The sequence below is a fragment of the Arcobacter lacus genome (assembly GCF_003063295.1).
Lineage (GTDB): Bacteria > Campylobacterota > Campylobacteria > Campylobacterales > Arcobacteraceae > Aliarcobacter > Aliarcobacter lacus.
On sequence record NZ_MUXF01000003.1, the window covers coordinates 20,733 to 38,100 of the forward strand.

At 26.3% G+C, this 17,368-nt stretch carries 19 protein-coding genes; 11 read left to right on the forward strand and 8 right to left on the reverse strand.

The window, feature by feature from the left end; all coding sequences use genetic code 11:
- Window positions 1-3: 3 nt before the first annotated feature.
- Window positions 4-1,203, reverse strand: a complete 1,200-nt coding sequence (locus B0175_RS02430; RefSeq protein WP_046998179.1) for a MotA/TolQ/ExbB proton channel family protein — start codon at window positions 1,201-1,203, stop codon at window positions 4-6.
- A 113-nt stretch (window positions 1,204-1,316) separates the two neighbouring features.
- On the opposite strand from B0175_RS02430, the gene B0175_RS02435 reads away from it, so the two are divergent.
- Window positions 1,317-2,522 (forward strand): L,D-transpeptidase, encoded by a 1,206-nt coding sequence (locus B0175_RS02435; RefSeq protein WP_108527123.1) that lies wholly within the window; start codon window positions 1,317-1,319, stop codon window positions 2,520-2,522.
- Window positions 2,523-2,524: 2 nt separating this feature from the next.
- Here B0175_RS02435 and B0175_RS02440 read toward each other — a convergent pair whose 3' ends face one another.
- The 3 genes from B0175_RS02440 to B0175_RS02450 all read right to left on the reverse strand — a co-directional run bounded on the left by B0175_RS02440 (window position 2,525) and on the right by B0175_RS02450 (window position 4,425).
- Window positions 2,525-3,091 carry an HPP family protein gene (locus B0175_RS02440; protein WP_020847287.1) on the reverse strand — a complete coding sequence of 189 codons (567 nt, stop codon included), beginning with the start codon at window positions 3,089-3,091 and terminating at the stop codon, window positions 2,525-2,527.
- 72 nt (window positions 3,092-3,163) lie between these two features.
- Window positions 3,164-3,913: a TSUP family transporter gene (locus B0175_RS02445; RefSeq protein ID WP_108527124.1), complete on the reverse strand. Its 750-nt coding sequence runs from the start codon at window positions 3,911-3,913 to the stop codon at window positions 3,164-3,166.
- A 20-nt stretch (window positions 3,914-3,933) separates the two neighbouring features.
- A complete protein-coding gene (locus tag B0175_RS02450) occupies window positions 3,934-4,425 on the reverse strand; it encodes a YgjP-like metallopeptidase domain-containing protein (RefSeq protein ID WP_004510322.1) in 492 nt (163 codons plus the stop codon).
- 57 nt (window positions 4,426-4,482) lie between these two features.
- Here B0175_RS02450 and B0175_RS02455 point away from each other — a divergent pair, with 57 nt between their 5' ends.
- Entirely contained in the window at window positions 4,483-5,037 is a 555-nt protein-coding gene (locus tag B0175_RS02455) for a PhnA domain-containing protein (protein WP_108527125.1), read from the forward strand.
- Here the strand turns inward: B0175_RS02455 and B0175_RS02460 are convergent.
- Genes B0175_RS02460 through B0175_RS02470 form a run of 3 tightly spaced genes read right to left on the reverse strand, consistent with a single transcriptional unit; the run spans window position 5,034 to window position 7,457 of the window.
- Window positions 5,034-5,603: an aminotransferase class IV family protein gene (locus B0175_RS02460; RefSeq protein WP_210004237.1), complete on the reverse strand. Its 570-nt coding sequence runs from the start codon at window positions 5,601-5,603 to the stop codon at window positions 5,034-5,036. The two genes, B0175_RS02455 and B0175_RS02460, sit on opposite strands and share 4 nt — an antisense overlap.
- A gap of 10 nt (window positions 5,604-5,613) precedes the next feature.
- The gene (locus B0175_RS02465; RefSeq protein ID WP_108527127.1) at window positions 5,614-6,573 is read right to left on the reverse strand and encodes an aminodeoxychorismate synthase component I; all 960 of its coding nucleotides are present in this window, start codon (window positions 6,571-6,573) and stop codon (window positions 5,614-5,616) included.
- A complete protein-coding gene (locus B0175_RS02470; RefSeq protein WP_108527128.1) occupies window positions 6,570-7,457 on the reverse strand; it encodes an aspartate carbamoyltransferase catalytic subunit in 888 nt (295 codons plus the stop codon). Before B0175_RS02470 ends, B0175_RS02465 begins: the two co-directional genes overlap by 4 nt.
- Window positions 7,458-7,552: 95 nt before the next feature.
- Here B0175_RS02470 and B0175_RS02475 point away from each other — a divergent pair, with 95 nt between their 5' ends.
- Complete coding sequence (locus tag B0175_RS02475; RefSeq protein WP_108527129.1) at window positions 7,553-9,874, forward strand: fatty acid cis/trans isomerase; 2,322 nt, start codon at window positions 7,553-7,555, stop codon at window positions 9,872-9,874.
- Between the two features lie 60 nt (window positions 9,875-9,934).
- On the forward strand, window positions 9,935-11,125 hold the full coding sequence (locus tag B0175_RS02480) for an aspartate aminotransferase family protein (RefSeq protein WP_108527130.1): 1,191 nt from the start codon (window positions 9,935-9,937) through the stop codon (window positions 11,123-11,125).
- A gap of 18 nt (window positions 11,126-11,143) precedes the next feature.
- On the opposite strand, the gene pyk is transcribed toward B0175_RS02480, so the two are convergent.
- Entirely contained in the window at window positions 11,144-12,619 is a 1,476-nt protein-coding gene (gene pyk / locus B0175_RS02485) for a pyruvate kinase (RefSeq protein WP_108527131.1), read from the reverse strand.
- 126 nt (window positions 12,620-12,745) lie between these two features.
- Between pyk and B0175_RS02490 the strand changes: the two genes are divergently transcribed.
- The 7 genes from B0175_RS02490 to mqnE all read left to right on the forward strand — a co-directional run bounded on the left by B0175_RS02490 (window position 12,746) and on the right by mqnE (window position 17,365).
- A complete protein-coding gene (locus tag B0175_RS02490) occupies window positions 12,746-13,471 on the forward strand; it encodes an OmpA family protein (protein WP_108527132.1) in 726 nt (241 codons plus the stop codon).
- 59 nt (window positions 13,472-13,530) lie between these two features.
- Window positions 13,531-13,731 (forward strand): sulfur carrier protein ThiS, encoded by a 201-nt coding sequence (gene thiS, locus B0175_RS02495; protein ID WP_108527133.1) that lies wholly within the window; start codon window positions 13,531-13,533, stop codon window positions 13,729-13,731.
- A 3-nt stretch (window positions 13,732-13,734) separates the two neighbouring features.
- The gene (locus tag B0175_RS02500) at window positions 13,735-14,067 is read left to right on the forward strand and encodes a YraN family protein (protein ID WP_108527134.1); all 333 of its coding nucleotides are present in this window, start codon (window positions 13,735-13,737) and stop codon (window positions 14,065-14,067) included.
- Between the two features lie 177 nt (window positions 14,068-14,244).
- The gene (locus tag B0175_RS02505; RefSeq protein ID WP_210004239.1) at window positions 14,245-15,351 is read left to right on the forward strand and encodes an aminotransferase class I/II-fold pyridoxal phosphate-dependent enzyme; all 1,107 of its coding nucleotides are present in this window, start codon (window positions 14,245-14,247) and stop codon (window positions 15,349-15,351) included.
- Complete coding sequence (locus B0175_RS02510; protein WP_108527136.1) at window positions 15,338-15,976, forward strand: carbonic anhydrase; 639 nt, start codon at window positions 15,338-15,340, stop codon at window positions 15,974-15,976. The genes B0175_RS02505 and B0175_RS02510 overlap by 14 nt, the downstream gene beginning before the upstream one ends.
- A 4-nt stretch (window positions 15,977-15,980) precedes the next feature.
- Entirely contained in the window at window positions 15,981-16,298 is a 318-nt protein-coding gene (locus tag B0175_RS02515) for a hypothetical protein (RefSeq protein WP_108527137.1), read from the forward strand.
- 5 nt (window positions 16,299-16,303) lie between these two features.
- Window positions 16,304-17,365 (forward strand): aminofutalosine synthase MqnE, encoded by a 1,062-nt coding sequence (mqnE, locus tag B0175_RS02520; RefSeq protein WP_108527138.1) that lies wholly within the window; start codon window positions 16,304-16,306, stop codon window positions 17,363-17,365.
- Window positions 17,366-17,368 lie beyond the last annotated feature (3 nt).

Genomic DNA, 17,368 nt, shown 5'->3' on the forward strand with positions numbered 1-17,368 from the left:
TTACTACTTTGATAACTCTTTAAATTCACTCAAATCTTTTACAATTTTTGATGTTTCAACATCAATCAGTTCTAATGAATTTTGTAATTTATGTGTTATTTTTTCATCATATTCATCAATCTCTTTTTTAAACTTCCACTCAATTTTTTCCATATCATTTTTCATAGTTTCAATACTTTTTACAATATTTGTATATATCGATTTTAGATTTTCACTACTTAAATTATCCATATGAGAGTTTAGTTTTATAATATTTGCATTTAATAACTCTGCACTTAAAGTATATAGATTTTTTTGTTTTTCAAAACTATTTAGTGTAGAACTTATATCTTTTGACATGCTATTTAACATTTGTATATTTTCATCAAGTTTTGAAGATAAAATCAACTCTTTATTTAATAATTCATCTAAAGCTTTAAATCTTCTTTCTATTGAATTATTGATTGTTTCTAAAATATCACTTGATGTTAGTTGATTGAATACATTACTCATTTTTGTAAAGTTGTCTAAATTACTTTTTATATGAATTGATTCAATATCTATTCTTGTCCAAAAGAAACTTTTTGTACTCTCTTTTATTACAAAACTATCATGGTCAAATCTACTCATTCCAAATTTCTCAAAAAATATCCACCAAATAGATAAAAAAATCCCATAAATAGAAACATAAAAAGCCGTTCCTACACCACCAAGTAAAACTGTAATTTCAGACTCTAAAGCTTGTGTTGTTCCAGCTGTAAAATCTGGCATAGATAAAGCAATAGAAATAAATGTTCCTAAAATCCCTAATGTTGGGAAAATTCCACTTGCAATAGTTGATAAATTTGTATTTCTAATATTGCTTGTATAATCTTGTAAAAAATCATCAACACTTCCATTTGCTTTTGTTGTTTCACCAATAGTTAAAAGATTGTTATTTATATACTCTTTTAAATTATATGCTAAATCTTCATATTGAGTTTTAAACTTGCAAGAAACATAATAGGCATTATGTTTTACAAAAAATAGATAAATAAAAAGTATAATTCCAATTAAAATCACACTATGAATTTCTACATTTAAAGGAAAAATTCCTATGTAACAAAGTAAAACTGCTATAAAAAGTACGATTGGAACACTAAGTAAAGTTACAATTCTTGAAGTTGGTTTACAAGTCGTATAAAATTTTGAATTTAGTTCAATAAAATCATCTTCTATAAACATAAATAATCCTTATAAATTTTAAAATTGGATTTATTCTAACATAATTTGCCTATATAAATAAATTTATATCAATTTAAGAGTAAAATACGAAAAATTTTTAAAGAAAGAAAACTATGTTTAAAAAAATTCTATTTATGTTACCTATTTTTTACGTTTTGTTGGGATATGCACAAGATGAAAAATATACGATATCTGTTTGTACAACTTCAAATTTGGAAAATGCTTTAGCTTGTAAAAAGAATATTTTTGAAAAAACAATTGGTGATGTTTTTATTGTAAAAGAGAATAATAAATTTCATACATACTTAAATATTTATGAAGATAAAGAAATAGCAAAAGTTACGATAAAAAATGCTTCAGCTTATGTAAAACAACAAAATCCTTTTATAAAACAAATTGATGAAAAAATTGTAAAACAGATAAATAAAAGAAAACTATATATTGATGTAAATGAACAACCAACTCAAAATATTAAATCAGAAATAAAAGAGATTGTAGTAAAACAAGAAGAGATGAAAAAAGAACCTAAAAAAGTTCAGAATCAAGAATCACTAATTCCTCTTGTATCTGCAATACCTGATAATTTGGAACTAGTTGGATTTTATCCTTATAATGAAAATAAACCAGTAGAAAAAAAAGAGATAAAACAAACTCAAGAAGTATCAAATCAAAACAATATTGACGATTCTGGAGAAGATGATAATACCTTAGATGAAAATGATAAAGAAGAATTAAAACAAATAAGTATGGATGAATTTGATAAAGCAAATAAAATAGAACATCCTACAAAAAGTCATGAAAAAAAAGTTATAAAACCTATAAATAATGATTTAACAAATGTTCAAAATTTTCAACAAATGATTATAGAAGTTGATTCAGCTACAAATATTATGAAAGTAAAAGCAAAAATTAATAATCATTTAAAAGATATACAAACTTATATTGTTTCAACAGGAAAAGATAGTGTAAAAAAACCATTTGGTGTTGGTAAAATTTCTCAAGTTTCATTGGATCCTGTTTGGTATCCAACAGAAGATACTTTAAAAAGTTTTGAAAAAAAAGGGATAATTTTGCCAAAAGTTGTTCCTTCTGGTCATAAATATAACTATATGGGGGCAGCAAAAATAAACCTTACTCATATAGTTGATGGTAAAAGTACATATAGAATCCATGGGACTTTAAATGAAAAAACAATTGGGACAAAAGAGTCTGCTGGCTGTATTAGAATGAGAAATAGTGATGTTTTACAACTTGCAAATTTGATTGATGAATTTGCAAATTACAAAGGCTTAGATAGTATAAAAGTTGTACTTTATTAAGACTACTTTTTCCTACTAAAATGCTTATCTAGAAATATTTTAAGTGATTCTGGATAAGCTCTGTTATTTGGTATATTATTTACTATCATCGCAATAATTAATAAAATAAAAGCTCCTGAAGTAACAGGAATCAAAACATAAAAAAATCCTAATTCATGTATTTGTTCACTTCCAATTACTGCGATTAATGCTGTTGCTCCACCTGGTGGATGCAAAGTAAGAGTTAATTGCATAACTAAAATTGAAGTTGAAACAGCAAAAGCAGTTGCAAAAAACATATTTTGAGAAAATAATTTAAAAGATATAACTCCAATAATAGCTGAAATAATATGTCCACCAATTAAATTTTTAGGCTGAGCAAGAGGCGAATTAACTGCTCCATAAATTAAAACAGCACTTGCACCAAATGAACCTAAAACTAAAGTCAAATCTGTATCATCTAAAAAATTTTTATGAAAATATGAAATTGCAAAAATTCCTAAAAATGAGCCAATCCATGACCAAAGCATATTTGACTTATCTAAATTTTCAGAGTTTATTTTTTTAAATTGTTTAAAAAATCTTTTCATTTTATAACTTTTTTTTAAATTGAAAAGTTATATTAATGAAAAAACTACTCTATTTTAATGATTTAAATCAATTTATGAGAAGAATAGTTTAATAGAAATTGCAAAACTAATAATAACAATAATTGGTCGAATAATCTTTTGTCCATTTTTAAGAACTAATCTTGCACCTATTAAAGCTCCACATATTTGTCCAACTCCCATACATAATCCAATACTCCAATAAATTTTGCCAAAAAACATAAAAAAGCACAAAGAAGATATATTACTAACAAAATTTAATACCTTTGCATGTGCTGTTGCTTTTGTTAAATTAAATCCTAATAAAGCTATAAATCCTATTGCAAAAAATGAACCAGTTGCTGGACCAAAAAAACCATCATAAAAACCTACACCAAAAGCTAATGTAAAACTAAAAACTATAATTGAAATTCGTTTTTCTTTATCAATTGCTCCAACACTAGGAGAAAATAAAAAATAAAATCCAATTATTATAAGTAAAATTGGAATAACTTGTTTTAAAATAAAAGCATCAATTTGTAAAAGAGTAAATACACCTAAAATAGCTCCTAAAAAAGTAAGTATAAGCATCAATTTTATCTCTTTGATATTAACCATTTTTTTTCTTATAAAATACATTGCTGCTGTAAATGAACCAAAAGTTGCTTGAAGTTTATTTGTTGCAAGTGCAGTAGCAGGTGGTATTCCAACATATAAAAGTGTAGGTATAGTTAATAATCCACCGCCACCAGCAATAGTATCAATTAATCCTGCTATAAAAGCTACAAAAAAAAGAAGCAAAAATATCTCAACTGTAAATTCCATTATTATTTATACCTTTTAGTTTAATAAATCTTTCCAAACTTATCAATGTGTGTTAAATAAACTCTCAGATCAAACTCCATTTGATGATAATTTGGCATCATATAACAGCACATATCATAAAAACTTTTATTGTGCTCTTTTTCTTTAAAATGAGATAATTCGTGAACAACAATCATTTTTAAAAACTCTTCAGGCATATTTTTAAAAATAGTTGCAACTCTTATTTCATTTTTTGATTTTAATTTTCCACCTTGAACTCTTGAAACAAATGTGTGCATTCCAAGTGCATTGTTTATGACATTTATTTTCCCATCATATAATACTTTTGAGATTTGATATTTTTTAAAATACTCATTTTTAAAATCCATTACATAATCATATAAAGCTTTATCACTTGTATAAGAATGAGAATTTGGATATTTCGATTTTATATAAGAAGTTAGTTGATTTTTTTCACACAAACTTTGAACTTGCTCTTGCAGATGCTTTGGATAATGGCTTAAATATTTCATAAGGGATTATAACTAATTGTGATATAATCGAGGCTTATTTTTTAAAAAGAGGTGATTATGAGCATAGAACAAGAACTAATAAATAGAAGTGAGTCTTCATGTGAACTTTGTAAATCTCCTAATGATTTAAGTGTATATGAAATCTCACCAAGCGATGGAAGTGCTGAACAATGTGTACTTTTGTGCGCTAAATGCAAAGAACAATTTGAAGATGATTCTAAAATAGATGCTAATCATTGGTTTTGTTTAAATGATTCAATGTGGAGCGAAATTCCAGCAGTAAAAGTAGCAACATATAGAATGCTAAAAAAACTTGGAAATCAAGATTCACTTGATATGATGTATTTAGAAGATGAGGAAAAAGCTTGGGCAGATGCTGGTATTTCAGCTATTGATGATTCAATAGTTCATAAAGACTCAAACGGTGTTATTTTACAAGCTGGTGATACAGTTACAATCATCAAAGATTTAGAAGTAAAAGGTGCTGGATTTACTGCAAAAAGAGGAACTGCAGTTAGAAATATCTCGCTAACTTCAAATCCTGAACAAATAGAAGGAAGAGTAAACGGAGTAAAAATTGTACTTCTTACTTGCTTTTTAAAGAAGAGTTAAATCTCTTCTTTAATTTTAAAATCTTTTATTTCATCAAAACCTATCATTGCATTCATTAAAGCAACTTTTGAAGCATTTTTTAACATATCCAAAGTTATATCTTTTTCAATTAATTTTTTTTCTTCAAGCAATCTTGCTCTTGTAGTCCCACCCAATAAACAATTTTTTGAAGTAATCCAAGAATTTTCGTAAAATATAGCAATATTTGCAATTGTTGTATCTGTAACTATCTCATTTTTTATAATAATTACCTCATCACAATCATCTCTTTTTTCATATAACTCATCTAGTTTTGCTCTATTTAAATATTTTTTTGAATATTCTATTTCATTATCAGAAATGATTTTAAAGCTTTTTATCTCTCTTTTTTTATAAGAAAAATATAAAACATCAACAACTCCATTTTCATCATAAATAAGTTTACATCTTAATAATTCTTCTGAAATTGGATTAATATACTCTTGTAGATTTATATTTAAACCTATTGTATTTGCAACTCTTTTTTGATGGTAATCTAAATTAAAAACTTCAAAATCTTCACATTTGATTGTTTCAAAATACTGCATATTGTTCCTTTTAAAATGGTAAATAAATCTTATCAAGAAGTTCTTCATATTCTAAAAAAACATCACTATCACAAGTTATTCCACCACCACTTTTATAAAATAATTCACCATTTTTTTCTTCAATATATCTTATTAAAACATAACTATCAAAATCATTTCCATCAAATATTCCAAAAATTCCAGTATAAAACTCTCTTTCATACTTCTCTACATTTTCCAAAATTTCAACTGTTTTTTTCTTTGGTGTTCCTGTTATACTTCCTGCTGGAAGAAGTGAAATCATAGTTGTGCCCAAAGTTTCAAGCCAATTTGATTGTAAAGTTGCAGAGATTTTTGAACTTACTTGTAAAAGTTCTTTATTTCCTGCATTTATAATATCCACATATCTAAAATCTTCAACTTTTACATTTGAACCAATTATTCCTAAATCATTTCTGAGTAAATCAACAACCATTGTATGTTCTGCTAACTCTTTTTGATTTTCTAAGATCTTTATTTTTGCATCTTTTATATTTGCATCAATAGTTCCTTTCATAGGATAAGTAAAAATTTTACTATTTTTTATCTCTACAAATTTTTCAGGACTAAAACATACAAAATTCTCATCTTTAATATGAACTTTTAATTTAAACATACTTTTTGTATTTTTGTAAATCTCTTCTAAATTAAGTGCTGTTCTAATTTTCGTTTTTGCTGTAAGATTTAAAAGATAACTATTACCTTCTTTTATCTCTTCTTGTAAAACATCAAACTTTTTTTTATACTCTTCAAAAGTTATAGGAAATTTTTCCAAATCTACTCTTTTATTACTTTTTGTCTCTTTTTGATTTATTTCATATTTGATTTGATTCGAAAGGTTTGAGAGTTTTTCTATATAGAATTTTTTAAAATCATAAGAGATTAAAAATAAAAATGGCTCTTTTTCAAAGCCAAATTTATTTATCTGCTCTTCTATTATCTTTTTATTCAATTTTTATTATTTAAAATTAACTTTTTAAGTATTGCTGCTCTTACTGCAACTCCATTTCTAACTTGCTCTAAAACTTTACATCTTGGATCTTTTAAAACTTCATCACTAATATCAATATTTCTATTAACTGGTCCTGGATGTAAAAGTAAGAAATTTCTTCCTTCCATTAATTCAGGTGTTATACAAAAATCTTTTGCATACTCTTGTAAAGATTCAAAATAAGTTATGTTATGTCTTTCTAATTGACTTCTTAAACTCATAACAACATCCATATCATCAATTACTTCTGCTATTGTGTTAAATTGTTTAAATTCATCTCCTTCATATTTAAAACAATCAGGAGCAACTAAATTTACATCTATTCCAAATCTAGGTAAAAGTCTTCTATTACTTCCTGCAACTCTTGAGTTTCTAACATCTCCAACAATTGCTATTTTTTTACCTTCAGTTTGTCCATTAAAATGTTCATAAATTGTAAATAAATCTAAAAAAGCTTGTGTTGGATGAGAATGTCTTCCATCACCTGCATTTATAATAGGACAATCAACATAACCAATTAAACTTTCAGGTAATCCACATTCACTATGTCGAATAACAATAGCATCTGGTCCCATCGCGTTTATATTTGCAACTGTATCATACATTGTTTCACCTTTTTTAGTTGATGAAGTTCCAACATCAAGGTTTACAATTTCAGCTCCCAATCTTTTTGCTGCAATTTCAAATGAACTTCTTGTTCTTGTTGAGTTTTCAAAAAACAAAGTTACTATAATTTTACCTTTTAAGATTTCGCAAGGTTTAAAATCTAAAAAACCTCTTGCATCTTTAAAAATATCTAAAATTTCCTCTTTTGTAAAATCTGAAGTTCTGATAAGATGTTGCATATTTTTCCTTTAATTTTAGTTTGGATATTATCAAAAAGCACTTTAAAAAAAAATTTTTTGTATAATGAATATTACTAATACTTCTAGGATTTTTTATGAAATTTCAAATTGTACTTATTTTTATTTTTTCACTATTTTTTGTAGCTTGTTCTGTAAAGCCTTTAGAACCAGTAAAGTATGATAAGGTAGATAAAAAAATATCTTTTTCAAAAGATATAAAACCTATTTTAGATAGTAGATGTGTATCTTGTCACTCATGTTATAACTCACCTTGTCAGTTAAAACTTGATTCTTTTGATGGACTTGATAGAGGAAGTTCAAAAGTTGATGTTTATGCAAATAGAATAAATGCTGCAAACCCAACTAGACTTTTTGTTGATGCACTAAATACTTCTAGTTGGAGAAAAAAAGGTTTTAATTCAATGGTTGATAAATTAGAAGAATCAAATGCTTCTATTATGATGCAATATCTTTTTCAAAAAGAAGTTAATCCTTTAAATTTGGGAGCATATTCACCTGAAACTGACGAACTAACTTGTGTAAAAAATAAAGATGAATTAGAAGAATTTTTTGATGATAATCCTCATAAAGGTATGCCGTATGGTTTTCCAGCCTTACAAAAAGATGAATATAATCTTTTGATGACTTGGCTTGATAGTGGTGCTATTGATGATACAAAAAAAGGAGTTTTTACAGCTTTTGAAAATGCTCAAATTAAAAAATTTGAAGATTTTTTAAATACTTCTGATATAAAACATAAAGTAACTGCAAGATATATATATGAACACCTATTTTTAGCGCATATTTATTTTGATGAAAAAAGTGGAAATTTCTTTGAACTTATTCGTTCAAGTACACCAACAGGACAAAAACCTAAAATAATTCCTACAAGATTTCCTTATGATGAAGTAAAAGAACCATTTTATTATAGATTACAAAAAATTGAATCAACAATAGTCCATAAAACCCATATGATTTATAAAATAAATGATGAAAAATTGAAATTCTATAATGATATTTTTATAAAACCTCTTTGGGAAGAAGAGCCATATATTCCATCTTATGATGTAAGTTTAGCTCCAAATGCTCTTGAAGTATTCAAACAAATTCCACCAAGTAGTAGATATAAGTTTTTACTTGAAGATATATATTTTATAATCAATACTTTTATTAAAGGACCTGTTTGCAAAGGACAAATTGCACTCAATGTTATACAAGATCACTTTTGGGTAATGTTTTTAGACCCAAATTATGATCTAAGTGTAAAAGATAAAAATTTTTTAAAAGATAATTTAAAAGCACTTAGTATTCCAAATCAATTAGGAGAAGATCCTAGCCTTTATGAAACTTTTAAAAATCTAGGAAGAGAAGTTGATACGAAAAAGTATGAAGAGTATAGAGCAAAAATCTATAAAAAATATTATCCTGATGGAATGAAACTTGAATATATAAGAAAAAGTGAAAAAAATGACTCTATTTTAACTGTATATAGACATTTTGATTCAGCATCACTTCATTATGGAGCATTAGGAAGTATTCCAAAAACTCTTTGGGTAATTGACTTCCCACTTTTAGAGCGAATTTATTATTCTCTTGTTGCTGGATTTGATGTATTTGGAAATACTGCTCATCAGTTATTAGTACGAACGCATATGGATAGATTAAGAGTTGAAGGTGAAAGTAATTTTTTAGAATTTTTACCTCAAAAAAGTAGATTAAACTATTTTAACTCTTGGTATGAAGGTTGGTTGGCACAATATCTTACAGTTTACACACCTTCAAACAATGAAACAAATATAAAATATTATTCAACTGATTATAAATATGAATTTGCAAATATGGTATTAGATTATACAAATACAAAAAGAGATTCTATAAACTTTTTAGAAAATTGGTATAAACCAACACCAATTAAAAAAGTTTATAACACAAAAAAAGAGATTGAAGAAACACTAAAATCTCTGGCTACTCCAAATAGTGTTGATGTTATAAAACACTTTACACAAAAAGATGCAAATGTAATTTTAATAAAAATAATGATGAATAATGGAGAAAATCTAATATATTCAATGGTAATTAACAGGTGGCATAAAAATGTTGCTTTGATGTTTGATGAAGATTCAAGATTAGATCCTTCAAAAGATGATATAGATTTTGTTGAGGGATTTATTAGTTCTTATCCAAATATGTTTGCTGTTGTAAAACAAGATGATTTAGGTGATTTTTTTGATTTAATGAAAAATTATTCAAAACATATAGAAGGTAAAGAAAAAATCAAAGATTATGTAATAAATAGGGCTAATCCAGAGTTTTGGACAGTTTTTGATTGGTTTAGCAATGAATTTAAAAAATCAGATCCTTTAGAATATGGATTATTTGATTTAAACAGATATTACAGAGAGGCTGTAATTGAGTAATTTTTTAACTCTTTTATAGATATAATTTCACAAAAATAATAATAAATTAGGAAAGATAATATGGAAAATTTAGAACAAATGGACAAAGAGTATGTACTTCATACTTATGCAAGAAATTATGTAAATTTTAAAAAAGGTATAAATGCAACTTTATTTGATGATAATAATAAAGATTATATAGATTTTACTTCAGGAATTGGAGTAGTTAGTGTTGGTCATGGGAACAAAAAAGTTGCTCAAAAAATCTTTGAACAAGTATCAAATCTAACTCACACTTCAAATTTATATGCAATAGAACCACAAGCAAAATTAGCAAAAAAGATAAAAGAATTAAGTGGTTATGATGTAAGAACATTTTTTTCAAATAGTGGTGCAGAAGCAAATGAAGGTGCAATTAAAATAGCTAGAACTTATGGTGAAACAAAATTTGAAAATAAAAAATATAAAATCATAACTTTAGAAAATTCTTTCCATGGAAGAACAATAACAACAGTTAAAGCAACGGGACAAAGTTCATTTCATCAAAGTAAATTTGCTCCTTATCCAGAAGGTTTTTCATTTAATGCTATTGATGATGTTTACAATGCAATTGATGATGAAACAGTTGCAGTTATGATAGAACTTGTACAAGGAGAAGGTGGAGTTTTTCCATTTCCAAAAGATAAAATTCAAGAGTTAGCAAAATTTCTAAAAGATAATAATATTTTACTGATAGTTGATGAAGTTCAAACAGGGATTTTTAGAACAGGAGAGTTCTTAGCTTCTAACCTTTATGAAATTGAGCCAGATATTATAACTTTAGCAAAAGGTTTAGGTGGTGGTGTTCCAATAGGTGCAGTTTTAACAACTCACAAAGATATTTGGAGTGCTGGTGACCATGGAAGTACTTTTGGAGGAAACTATCTTGTTACATCAACAGGACTTGAAGTTTTAGATATTTTAGAAGAGTTAAAAGATAGTGGAAAATTAGATGAAACTATTATTCACTTCACAAAAAAATTAGATGAACTTTATGAAAATAATAAAGATATTTTTGTAACTCATGTTGGTTTAGGACTTATGAGAGGATTAAGAGTAAAAGATGGTGATACTTTAGCTCTTTTAATCAAAACTGCATTTGATTGTGGAGTTATGGTGCTTAAGTCTGGAAATAATACTTTAAGATTTCTACCAGCTTTAACTATCTCAAAAGCAGAAATTGATGAAGGATTTAAAAGACTTCAAACTGCACTTGATAAAATCAAAAAATAAAAAGAGAAATCTCTCTTTTTATTTAGATTTTTTCTCTTCTTTCTCTTTTTTTCTATTCTCTTCAAAGTTAAAATAATATTCTATTTCACTTGGAGTTAAAATTTTAATAGTATTTGTACTTCCTGGCATTCCAACTGGATAACCAACAGTAGCTACATAAATACCTTTTCTATTTAAAATGCCTTTTTCATCAAGTGTTCTTAACATTTTTTGAAACATTTTAGATGCTTGTGCTTCTTTTATCACAGCAACTGGTTCTATTCCCCAAACAGCAGTTAAAGAGTTAAGCACTTTTTTCTTATGTGTAAATGTAAAAATTGGAGATTTTGGTCTATATCTTGACATTTTAATAGCTGATTTTCCTGAACTTGTAAGTGCCAAGATTCCATCTGCTCCTAAATCATCTGCAAGTTTTGTAACTGTTGCTTGAATAACATCAAATTCATCTAAATATGACATTTTATATTGTTTGTCATAATCATAGATTCCTTCTGTTTTTGCAATAATATTATGCATTGTATCAACAACATTTATTGGATCTTCTCCAACTGCACTCTCTTCACTTAACATTACTACATCAGTTCCATCTAAAACAGCATTAGCAACATCAGAAATTTCTGCTCTTGTAGCTCTTTCATTTTGAGTCATTGATAAAAGCATTTGAGTTGCTGTAATAACTGGTATTCCTTTTAAATTTGCTTTTTTAATAAGCATTTTTTGAATAGTTGGAACATCATAATATGGAACTTCAATTCCTAAATCTCCCCTTGCAACCATCAATCCATCACTTGATTCTATAATTTCATCGATATTTGCAACTGCATCAAATTTTTCAATTTTTGCAATTAATTTTCCTTTATAACCATTTAAAAGACTTCTAGCTTTTCTCATATCTCTTGCATTTTGAACAAATGAAATAGCAAAATAATCTACTTCATTTTCAATTCCCCAAGCAATATCTTTTTCATCTTTTTTTGTAATTACATCAATATCAATTACAGTGTTTGGAAAATTTACACCTTTTTTAGAAGATAATGTACCATTATTTTCAATTCTTGCTTGTACCTCATCTCCCGCTTTTATAACTTTTGCTCTAATTATTCCATCATATAAATATATATATTCATCAACTTTTATTTTGCCTAGAATATCTGGATAATTTATAGATACAACATATTCTTTATCAGCTTTTTTATATCCAATAATTTCATCTTTTACGAAAGTTAAGATATCTCCTCTTGTTAAAGAAAATGGCTCTTTTAAATCTCCAATTCTTACTTTCGGTCCTGAAATATCTTGTAAAATACCAACTGTTTTTCCAGTATTTTTCATAGCAGTTTTAATATTATTTAAAGTCTCTAAATGATATTCATGGCTTCCATGAGAAAAATTTAATCTAAACATATTTGCACCAGCTTTTATCAATCCTTCAATCATCTCTACAGTATGGCTTGCTGGGCCTAGTGTTGCTAAAATTTTTGTTCTTTTTTTCATAAATTCTCCTTTGAAAAAATATGGCAAATTATACCTAAACTATATTACTTTAAGATTACAAAACATATTTATAATTTTTACACAATTAGTATGCTAAAATTTTGAAAATTTAAAAAAAGGTTTAATATGAAATATATAAATTTTAAGTTCTTATTATCATCTGCATTAATTGCTAGTTTATTAGCTGGTTGTGCTCAAAAAACTGGTTATGAAACTTATGATAATAACCAAAATGCGATTATTGGTACAACACTTGGAGCAATAGCAGGTATTGTTTTAGGAAATAATGTTGGTGGTGGAAATAAAGGAAGAAATAAAGTTATTGGAGCAGTTGCAGGTGCAGCAATTGGTGGAGCAATTGGTTATAGTATGGATAAACAAGCACAAGAGGTTGCACAAAGCTTAAATACAAATGTAAATAATAACCCTCAAGCTGTTTTAGATCCAAATCAAGATTTAATAGTTTCAAATACAGATAACTATGTAAAAATAATGTTTAGAGATGATATGATGTTTGAAACAAATTCTGCAAATCCAACTTATAGTGCTCAAACAAAAATATCTAAAATAAACTCTGTTTTACAAAAATATCCAAATACTTTAGTTCAAGTTGTAGGTCATACAGATAGTAGAGGAACTCATGCTTATAATCAAACTCTATCAGAACAAAGAGCTACTAATGTAGGTAATATTATTTATAATTCAGGTGCTTCAAATCAAATATTTTCAAGAGGTTGCTCTTTTGATAAACCAGTTGCTTTAAATAATAGTGATGCTAACATGGCTTTAAATAGACGAGTAGAAGTATATTTATATCCAAATCAAGAATCAGTTATTGATGTTTGTAGATAGGAAAATAAGGCAACTCTTTGTATAATCAATATATTTTAAATATTAAAAGGTGAATATTTATGAAACTTATAATAAATGGTGAAAATAAAGAGTTTGAAAGTAGTCTTACTCTAAATGATATAATAAAAAATTTGAAAGTTGAAAATAAAGTAATGGCAGCAGCAGTAAATATGAATATCATAAAAAAACAAGATTGGAATAGTTTTATTCCAGAAGAAAATGACTCAATAGAACTTCTTAACTTTGTTGGTGGTGGTTGATTTATGAGTAAAGAGAAAGGAAATATTGCTGAAAAAAAAGCAATTTCCTTTTTGCAAAATTTAAATTTTGAAATAATAGAAAAAAATTTTTATGCTAAAAAGCTTGGTGAAATAGATATCATTGCAAAAAAAAATAAAATTTACCATTTCTTCGAAGTAAAATCTGCAAACGATTATGAAACTGCAATAAATAATATAACTCCTCAGAAATTATCTAAAATAAAAAGAAGTGTTGATTTTTATATTCAAAAAAAAGATTTAAATATCTCTTATTCAATAGATGTAATTATAGTTGTAGATGAAAAAATTGAAATTTTAGAAAATATTACAATGTAGCATGACTAAAGGTGAAGGTCGCAAAAACACCTTTAGCCAAATTTCTTATACTTAATTAGTATGCTTGAATTATAATAAAAATTAATAGCATTAATATAGCAATAAATTAGAAAGATTTCATTTACTTATTTTTTAGTAAATTTTTGTTACTATTTGTAATTACTTATGGAGAATTTTTTGTATTCAAAAGAATTAGAATCTATTAAAAAGTCAAATCGTTTTAGAACAAGAGAGATTTTTGATGAAAATATAGTCGATCTTGCTTCCAATGATTATTTAGCTTTATCTTCCAATAAAACTCTTTTACAAAAAGCCTATGAAAATATTTCAAATCTTCACTCTTTTTCTCCCAAAGCATCAATTTTAGTAAATGGTTATAGCAAAATTCATAAAAAGTTTGAAAATAATCTTTGTATGGCAAATGGCTTTGAATCAGCAATTACAGTTGGTTCTGGCTTTTTAGCAAATATTTCTATGATTGAAGCGCTTGTTAGAAAAAATGATACTTTATTTATTGATGAAGAGTATCATGCAAGTGGTATTTTAGCTACAAAACTTCTAAAACCAGATCAAGTGGTAATTTTTAAACATAATGATTTTTTGGATTTAGAAAAAAAGATTTTAGACAATAAAAGAATTGGAAGAAAAATTATTGCAATTGAAGGTATTTATTCAATGGGTGGCGATTTAGCTCCTTTTGAAATATTTGAAATAGCAAATAAATACAAAGCTCTTTTAATAGTAGATGAAGCACATAGTTCTGGCGTAATAGGAGAAAATCTTTTAGGTATATTTGATTATTATAAAATTAAACCAAATAATTATCATATAAAAATGGGAACTTTAGGCAAAGCCTATGGTTCTTATGGTGCTTATATTTTGGCTTCTAAAGAAATTATTGAATTTTTAGTAAATAGAGCAAAACCTATTATCTATTCAACTGCTCCATCTTTATTTGATACAGCTTTAGCAATAGAATCTTTAGAATATATTATTGAAAATAAAAGAATTTTAAAAAGTAAAATTGAGGAAAATCTGAATATAATTTACGAAATTTTGGGTATAAAATCACAAAGTTTAATTATTCCAATAGTTATTGGAGATAATAAAAAAGTTATTGAAATCCAAAAAGTTTTAAAAGACAAAGGTTTTTTGGTGGGTGCAATTAGGCAACCAACAGTAAAAAATGCAATTATTAGATTAATTGCAAAAATTGATATAGAAAAAAATGATTTGATAGAAGTTTGTAACTTAATTAAAGGATTTAAAAGTGTTAATAAATGATTTAATAAAAGGTAATAAAAAATTTAGAGAAGCAAGCTTTTCTAAATATGAAACAGATTTAAAACAATTAGTGAAAACAGGTCAAAAACCTGAAGTTTTATTCATAGGATGTAGCGATAGTAGAGTAACACCTGATTTAATGCTTGATACAAAACCAGGTGATATGTTTATTCTAAGAAATGTTGGAAATTTTGTTCCACCATATAATCCAGACAATGATTATCATGGTAGTTCAGCTGCAATTGAGTATGCAGTAAATGTATTAAATGTAAAACATATTATTGTTTGTGGACATTCACACTGTGGAGCTTGTAAAAGTTTATATCAAAACTTAGAAGATTCTCCAAATATGGTAAATGTAAAAAAATGGTTAGAATTAGGAAAAAAAGCAAAAGAATACACTCTTTTAGCACTTCAAGATAAAAGTGATGAAGAAAATTTATATAGAACAACTGAAAAAATCTCTATTGTTTATCAAATGGAAAACCTTCTAACATTTCCATATATTGAAGATAGAGTAAAAAATGGTGAGTTACAAATTCATGGTTGGTATTATAAAATTGAAGATGGTTCTATTGAGTATTATGATGGTGAAGAGTGTACATTTAAACCATTAAGTGAGTAAAGTAATGAGTTATGAAGTAAGAAAACTACCTAGAAAAACAGTTATTATAATTTGTGTTATGGTTATTATAGCAGTTGCTATATTTCTTGTACAAACTATTTTAAAAGAAGAAAGATTCACTGAAATTTTGGCAGATTTGGGACATACAAATATTAAAGAGCTAAAAATTATAAATAAACTAAGTGTAGAAGATATTCAAACTAAACTTAAAAGTAATGTTTTTAAAGTTAAGTTTTTTGATAATGATTTGAATCAAACTTGTATTGGTTTTCTTCATAAAGAAAAAGATGACTTATATAGTAAAGATTTTGATTGTAAGTAGGAAAAATGAGTATTATAGAAAAACTAGAAAATAATGAAAGATTAGAATATGAAGATGCTATAAAATTATATGATTTAGATCTTTTTACATTAGCATCATATGCAAATAGACTTAGAACTGAGAAGCATGGTAAAAAAACTTACTTTAATATAAATAGACACATAAACCCAACAAATATTTGTAAAGATGTTTGTCAATTTTGTGCTTATAGTGCAAGTAGAAAAAATCCACATCAATATACAATGAGCCATGAAGAGATACTTGAAATCGTAAAAAATTCTTCAAAAAACAACATAAAAGAAGTACATATAGTTTCAGCACATAATCCACATACAGGTTTAAAATGGTATATGGATGTTTTTAAATTGATAAAAGAAAACTATCCAAATATTCATGTAAAAGCTTTAACAGCTGCTGAAATTCATTTTTTAAGTACTGAATATAAACTGTCATATCAAGAGATAATTGATATGATGATTGAAAATGGTATTGATTCTATGCCTGGCGGTGGTGCTGAGATTTTTGATGAAAAAGTGAGAAAAAGAATTTGTGGTGGAAAAGTAACTTCAGCACAATGGTTGGAAATTCATAAACTTTGGCATCAAAAAGGAAGAAAAAGTAATGCAACTATGCTTTTTGGACATATTGAAAGTAGAGAGCATAGAATTGACCATATTTTAAGATTAAGAAGTTTACAAGATGAAACTGGTGGATTTAATGCTTTCATTCCTCTTGTTTATCAAACAGAAAACAATTATTTAAAAGTTAAAGAAGCTTTAACAGGACAAGAAATTTTAAAAACTTATGCAATTTCTAGAATTTTACTTGATAATATTCCAAATATAAAAGCTTATTGGGCGACTTCAACTGTTAAACTTGCTTTAATTGCTCAAGAATTTGGAGCAAATGATGTTGATGGAACTATTGAAAAAGAAGCAATTCAAAGTGCAGCAGGTGCAAAAAGTGCAAATGGAATTGCTCAAAATGAATTTGTGGAACTTATAAAAAACTCTGGATTTATTCCAGTTGAAAGAGATAGTATTTATAATGAATTAAAAGTTTGGTAATAC

Bases quoted from the DNA above. Each gene is read 5' to 3' on its own strand.
- B0175_RS02435 (WP_108527123.1), top strand. From the start codon at position 1,317: ATGTTTAAAAAAATTCTATTTATGTTACCTATTTTTTACGTTTTGTTG.
- B0175_RS02445 (WP_108527124.1), bottom strand. From the start codon at position 3,913: ATGGAATTTACAGTTGAGATATTTTTGCTTCTTTTTTTTGTAGCTTTT.
- B0175_RS02480 (WP_108527130.1), top strand. From the start codon at position 9,935: ATGGAAAATTTAGAACAAATGGACAAAGAGTATGTACTTCATACTTAT.
- mqnE (WP_108527138.1), top strand. From the start codon at position 16,304: ATGAGTATTATAGAAAAACTAGAAAATAATGAAAGATTAGAATATGAA.
- B0175_RS02500 (WP_108527134.1), top strand. From the start codon at position 13,735: ATGAGTAAAGAGAAAGGAAATATTGCTGAAAAAAAAGCAATTTCCTTT.
- B0175_RS02490 (WP_108527132.1), top strand. From the start codon at position 12,746: ATGAAATATATAAATTTTAAGTTCTTATTATCATCTGCATTAATTGCT.
- B0175_RS02430 (WP_046998179.1), bottom strand. From the start codon at position 1,203: ATGTTTATAGAAGATGATTTTATTGAACTAAATTCAAAATTTTATACG.
- thiS (WP_108527133.1), top strand. From the start codon at position 13,531: ATGAAACTTATAATAAATGGTGAAAATAAAGAGTTTGAAAGTAGTCTT.
- B0175_RS02440 (WP_020847287.1), bottom strand. From the start codon at position 3,091: ATGAAAAGATTTTTTAAACAATTTAAAAAAATAAACTCTGAAAATTTA.
- B0175_RS02455 (WP_108527125.1), top strand. From the start codon at position 4,483: ATGAGCATAGAACAAGAACTAATAAATAGAAGTGAGTCTTCATGTGAA.
- B0175_RS02450 (WP_004510322.1), bottom strand. From the start codon at position 4,425: ATGAAATATTTAAGCCATTATCCAAAGCATCTGCAAGAGCAAGTTCAA.
- B0175_RS02475 (WP_108527129.1), top strand. From the start codon at position 7,553: ATGAAATTTCAAATTGTACTTATTTTTATTTTTTCACTATTTTTTGTA.
- B0175_RS02470 (WP_108527128.1), bottom strand. From the start codon at position 7,457: ATGCAACATCTTATCAGAACTTCAGATTTTACAAAAGAGGAAATTTTA.
- B0175_RS02460 (WP_210004237.1), bottom strand. From the start codon at position 5,603: ATGCAGTATTTTGAAACAATCAAATGTGAAGATTTTGAAGTTTTTAAT.
- B0175_RS02515 (WP_108527137.1), top strand. From the start codon at position 15,981: ATGAGTTATGAAGTAAGAAAACTACCTAGAAAAACAGTTATTATAATT.
- pyk (WP_108527131.1), bottom strand. From the start codon at position 12,619: ATGAAAAAAAGAACAAAAATTTTAGCAACACTAGGCCCAGCAAGCCAT.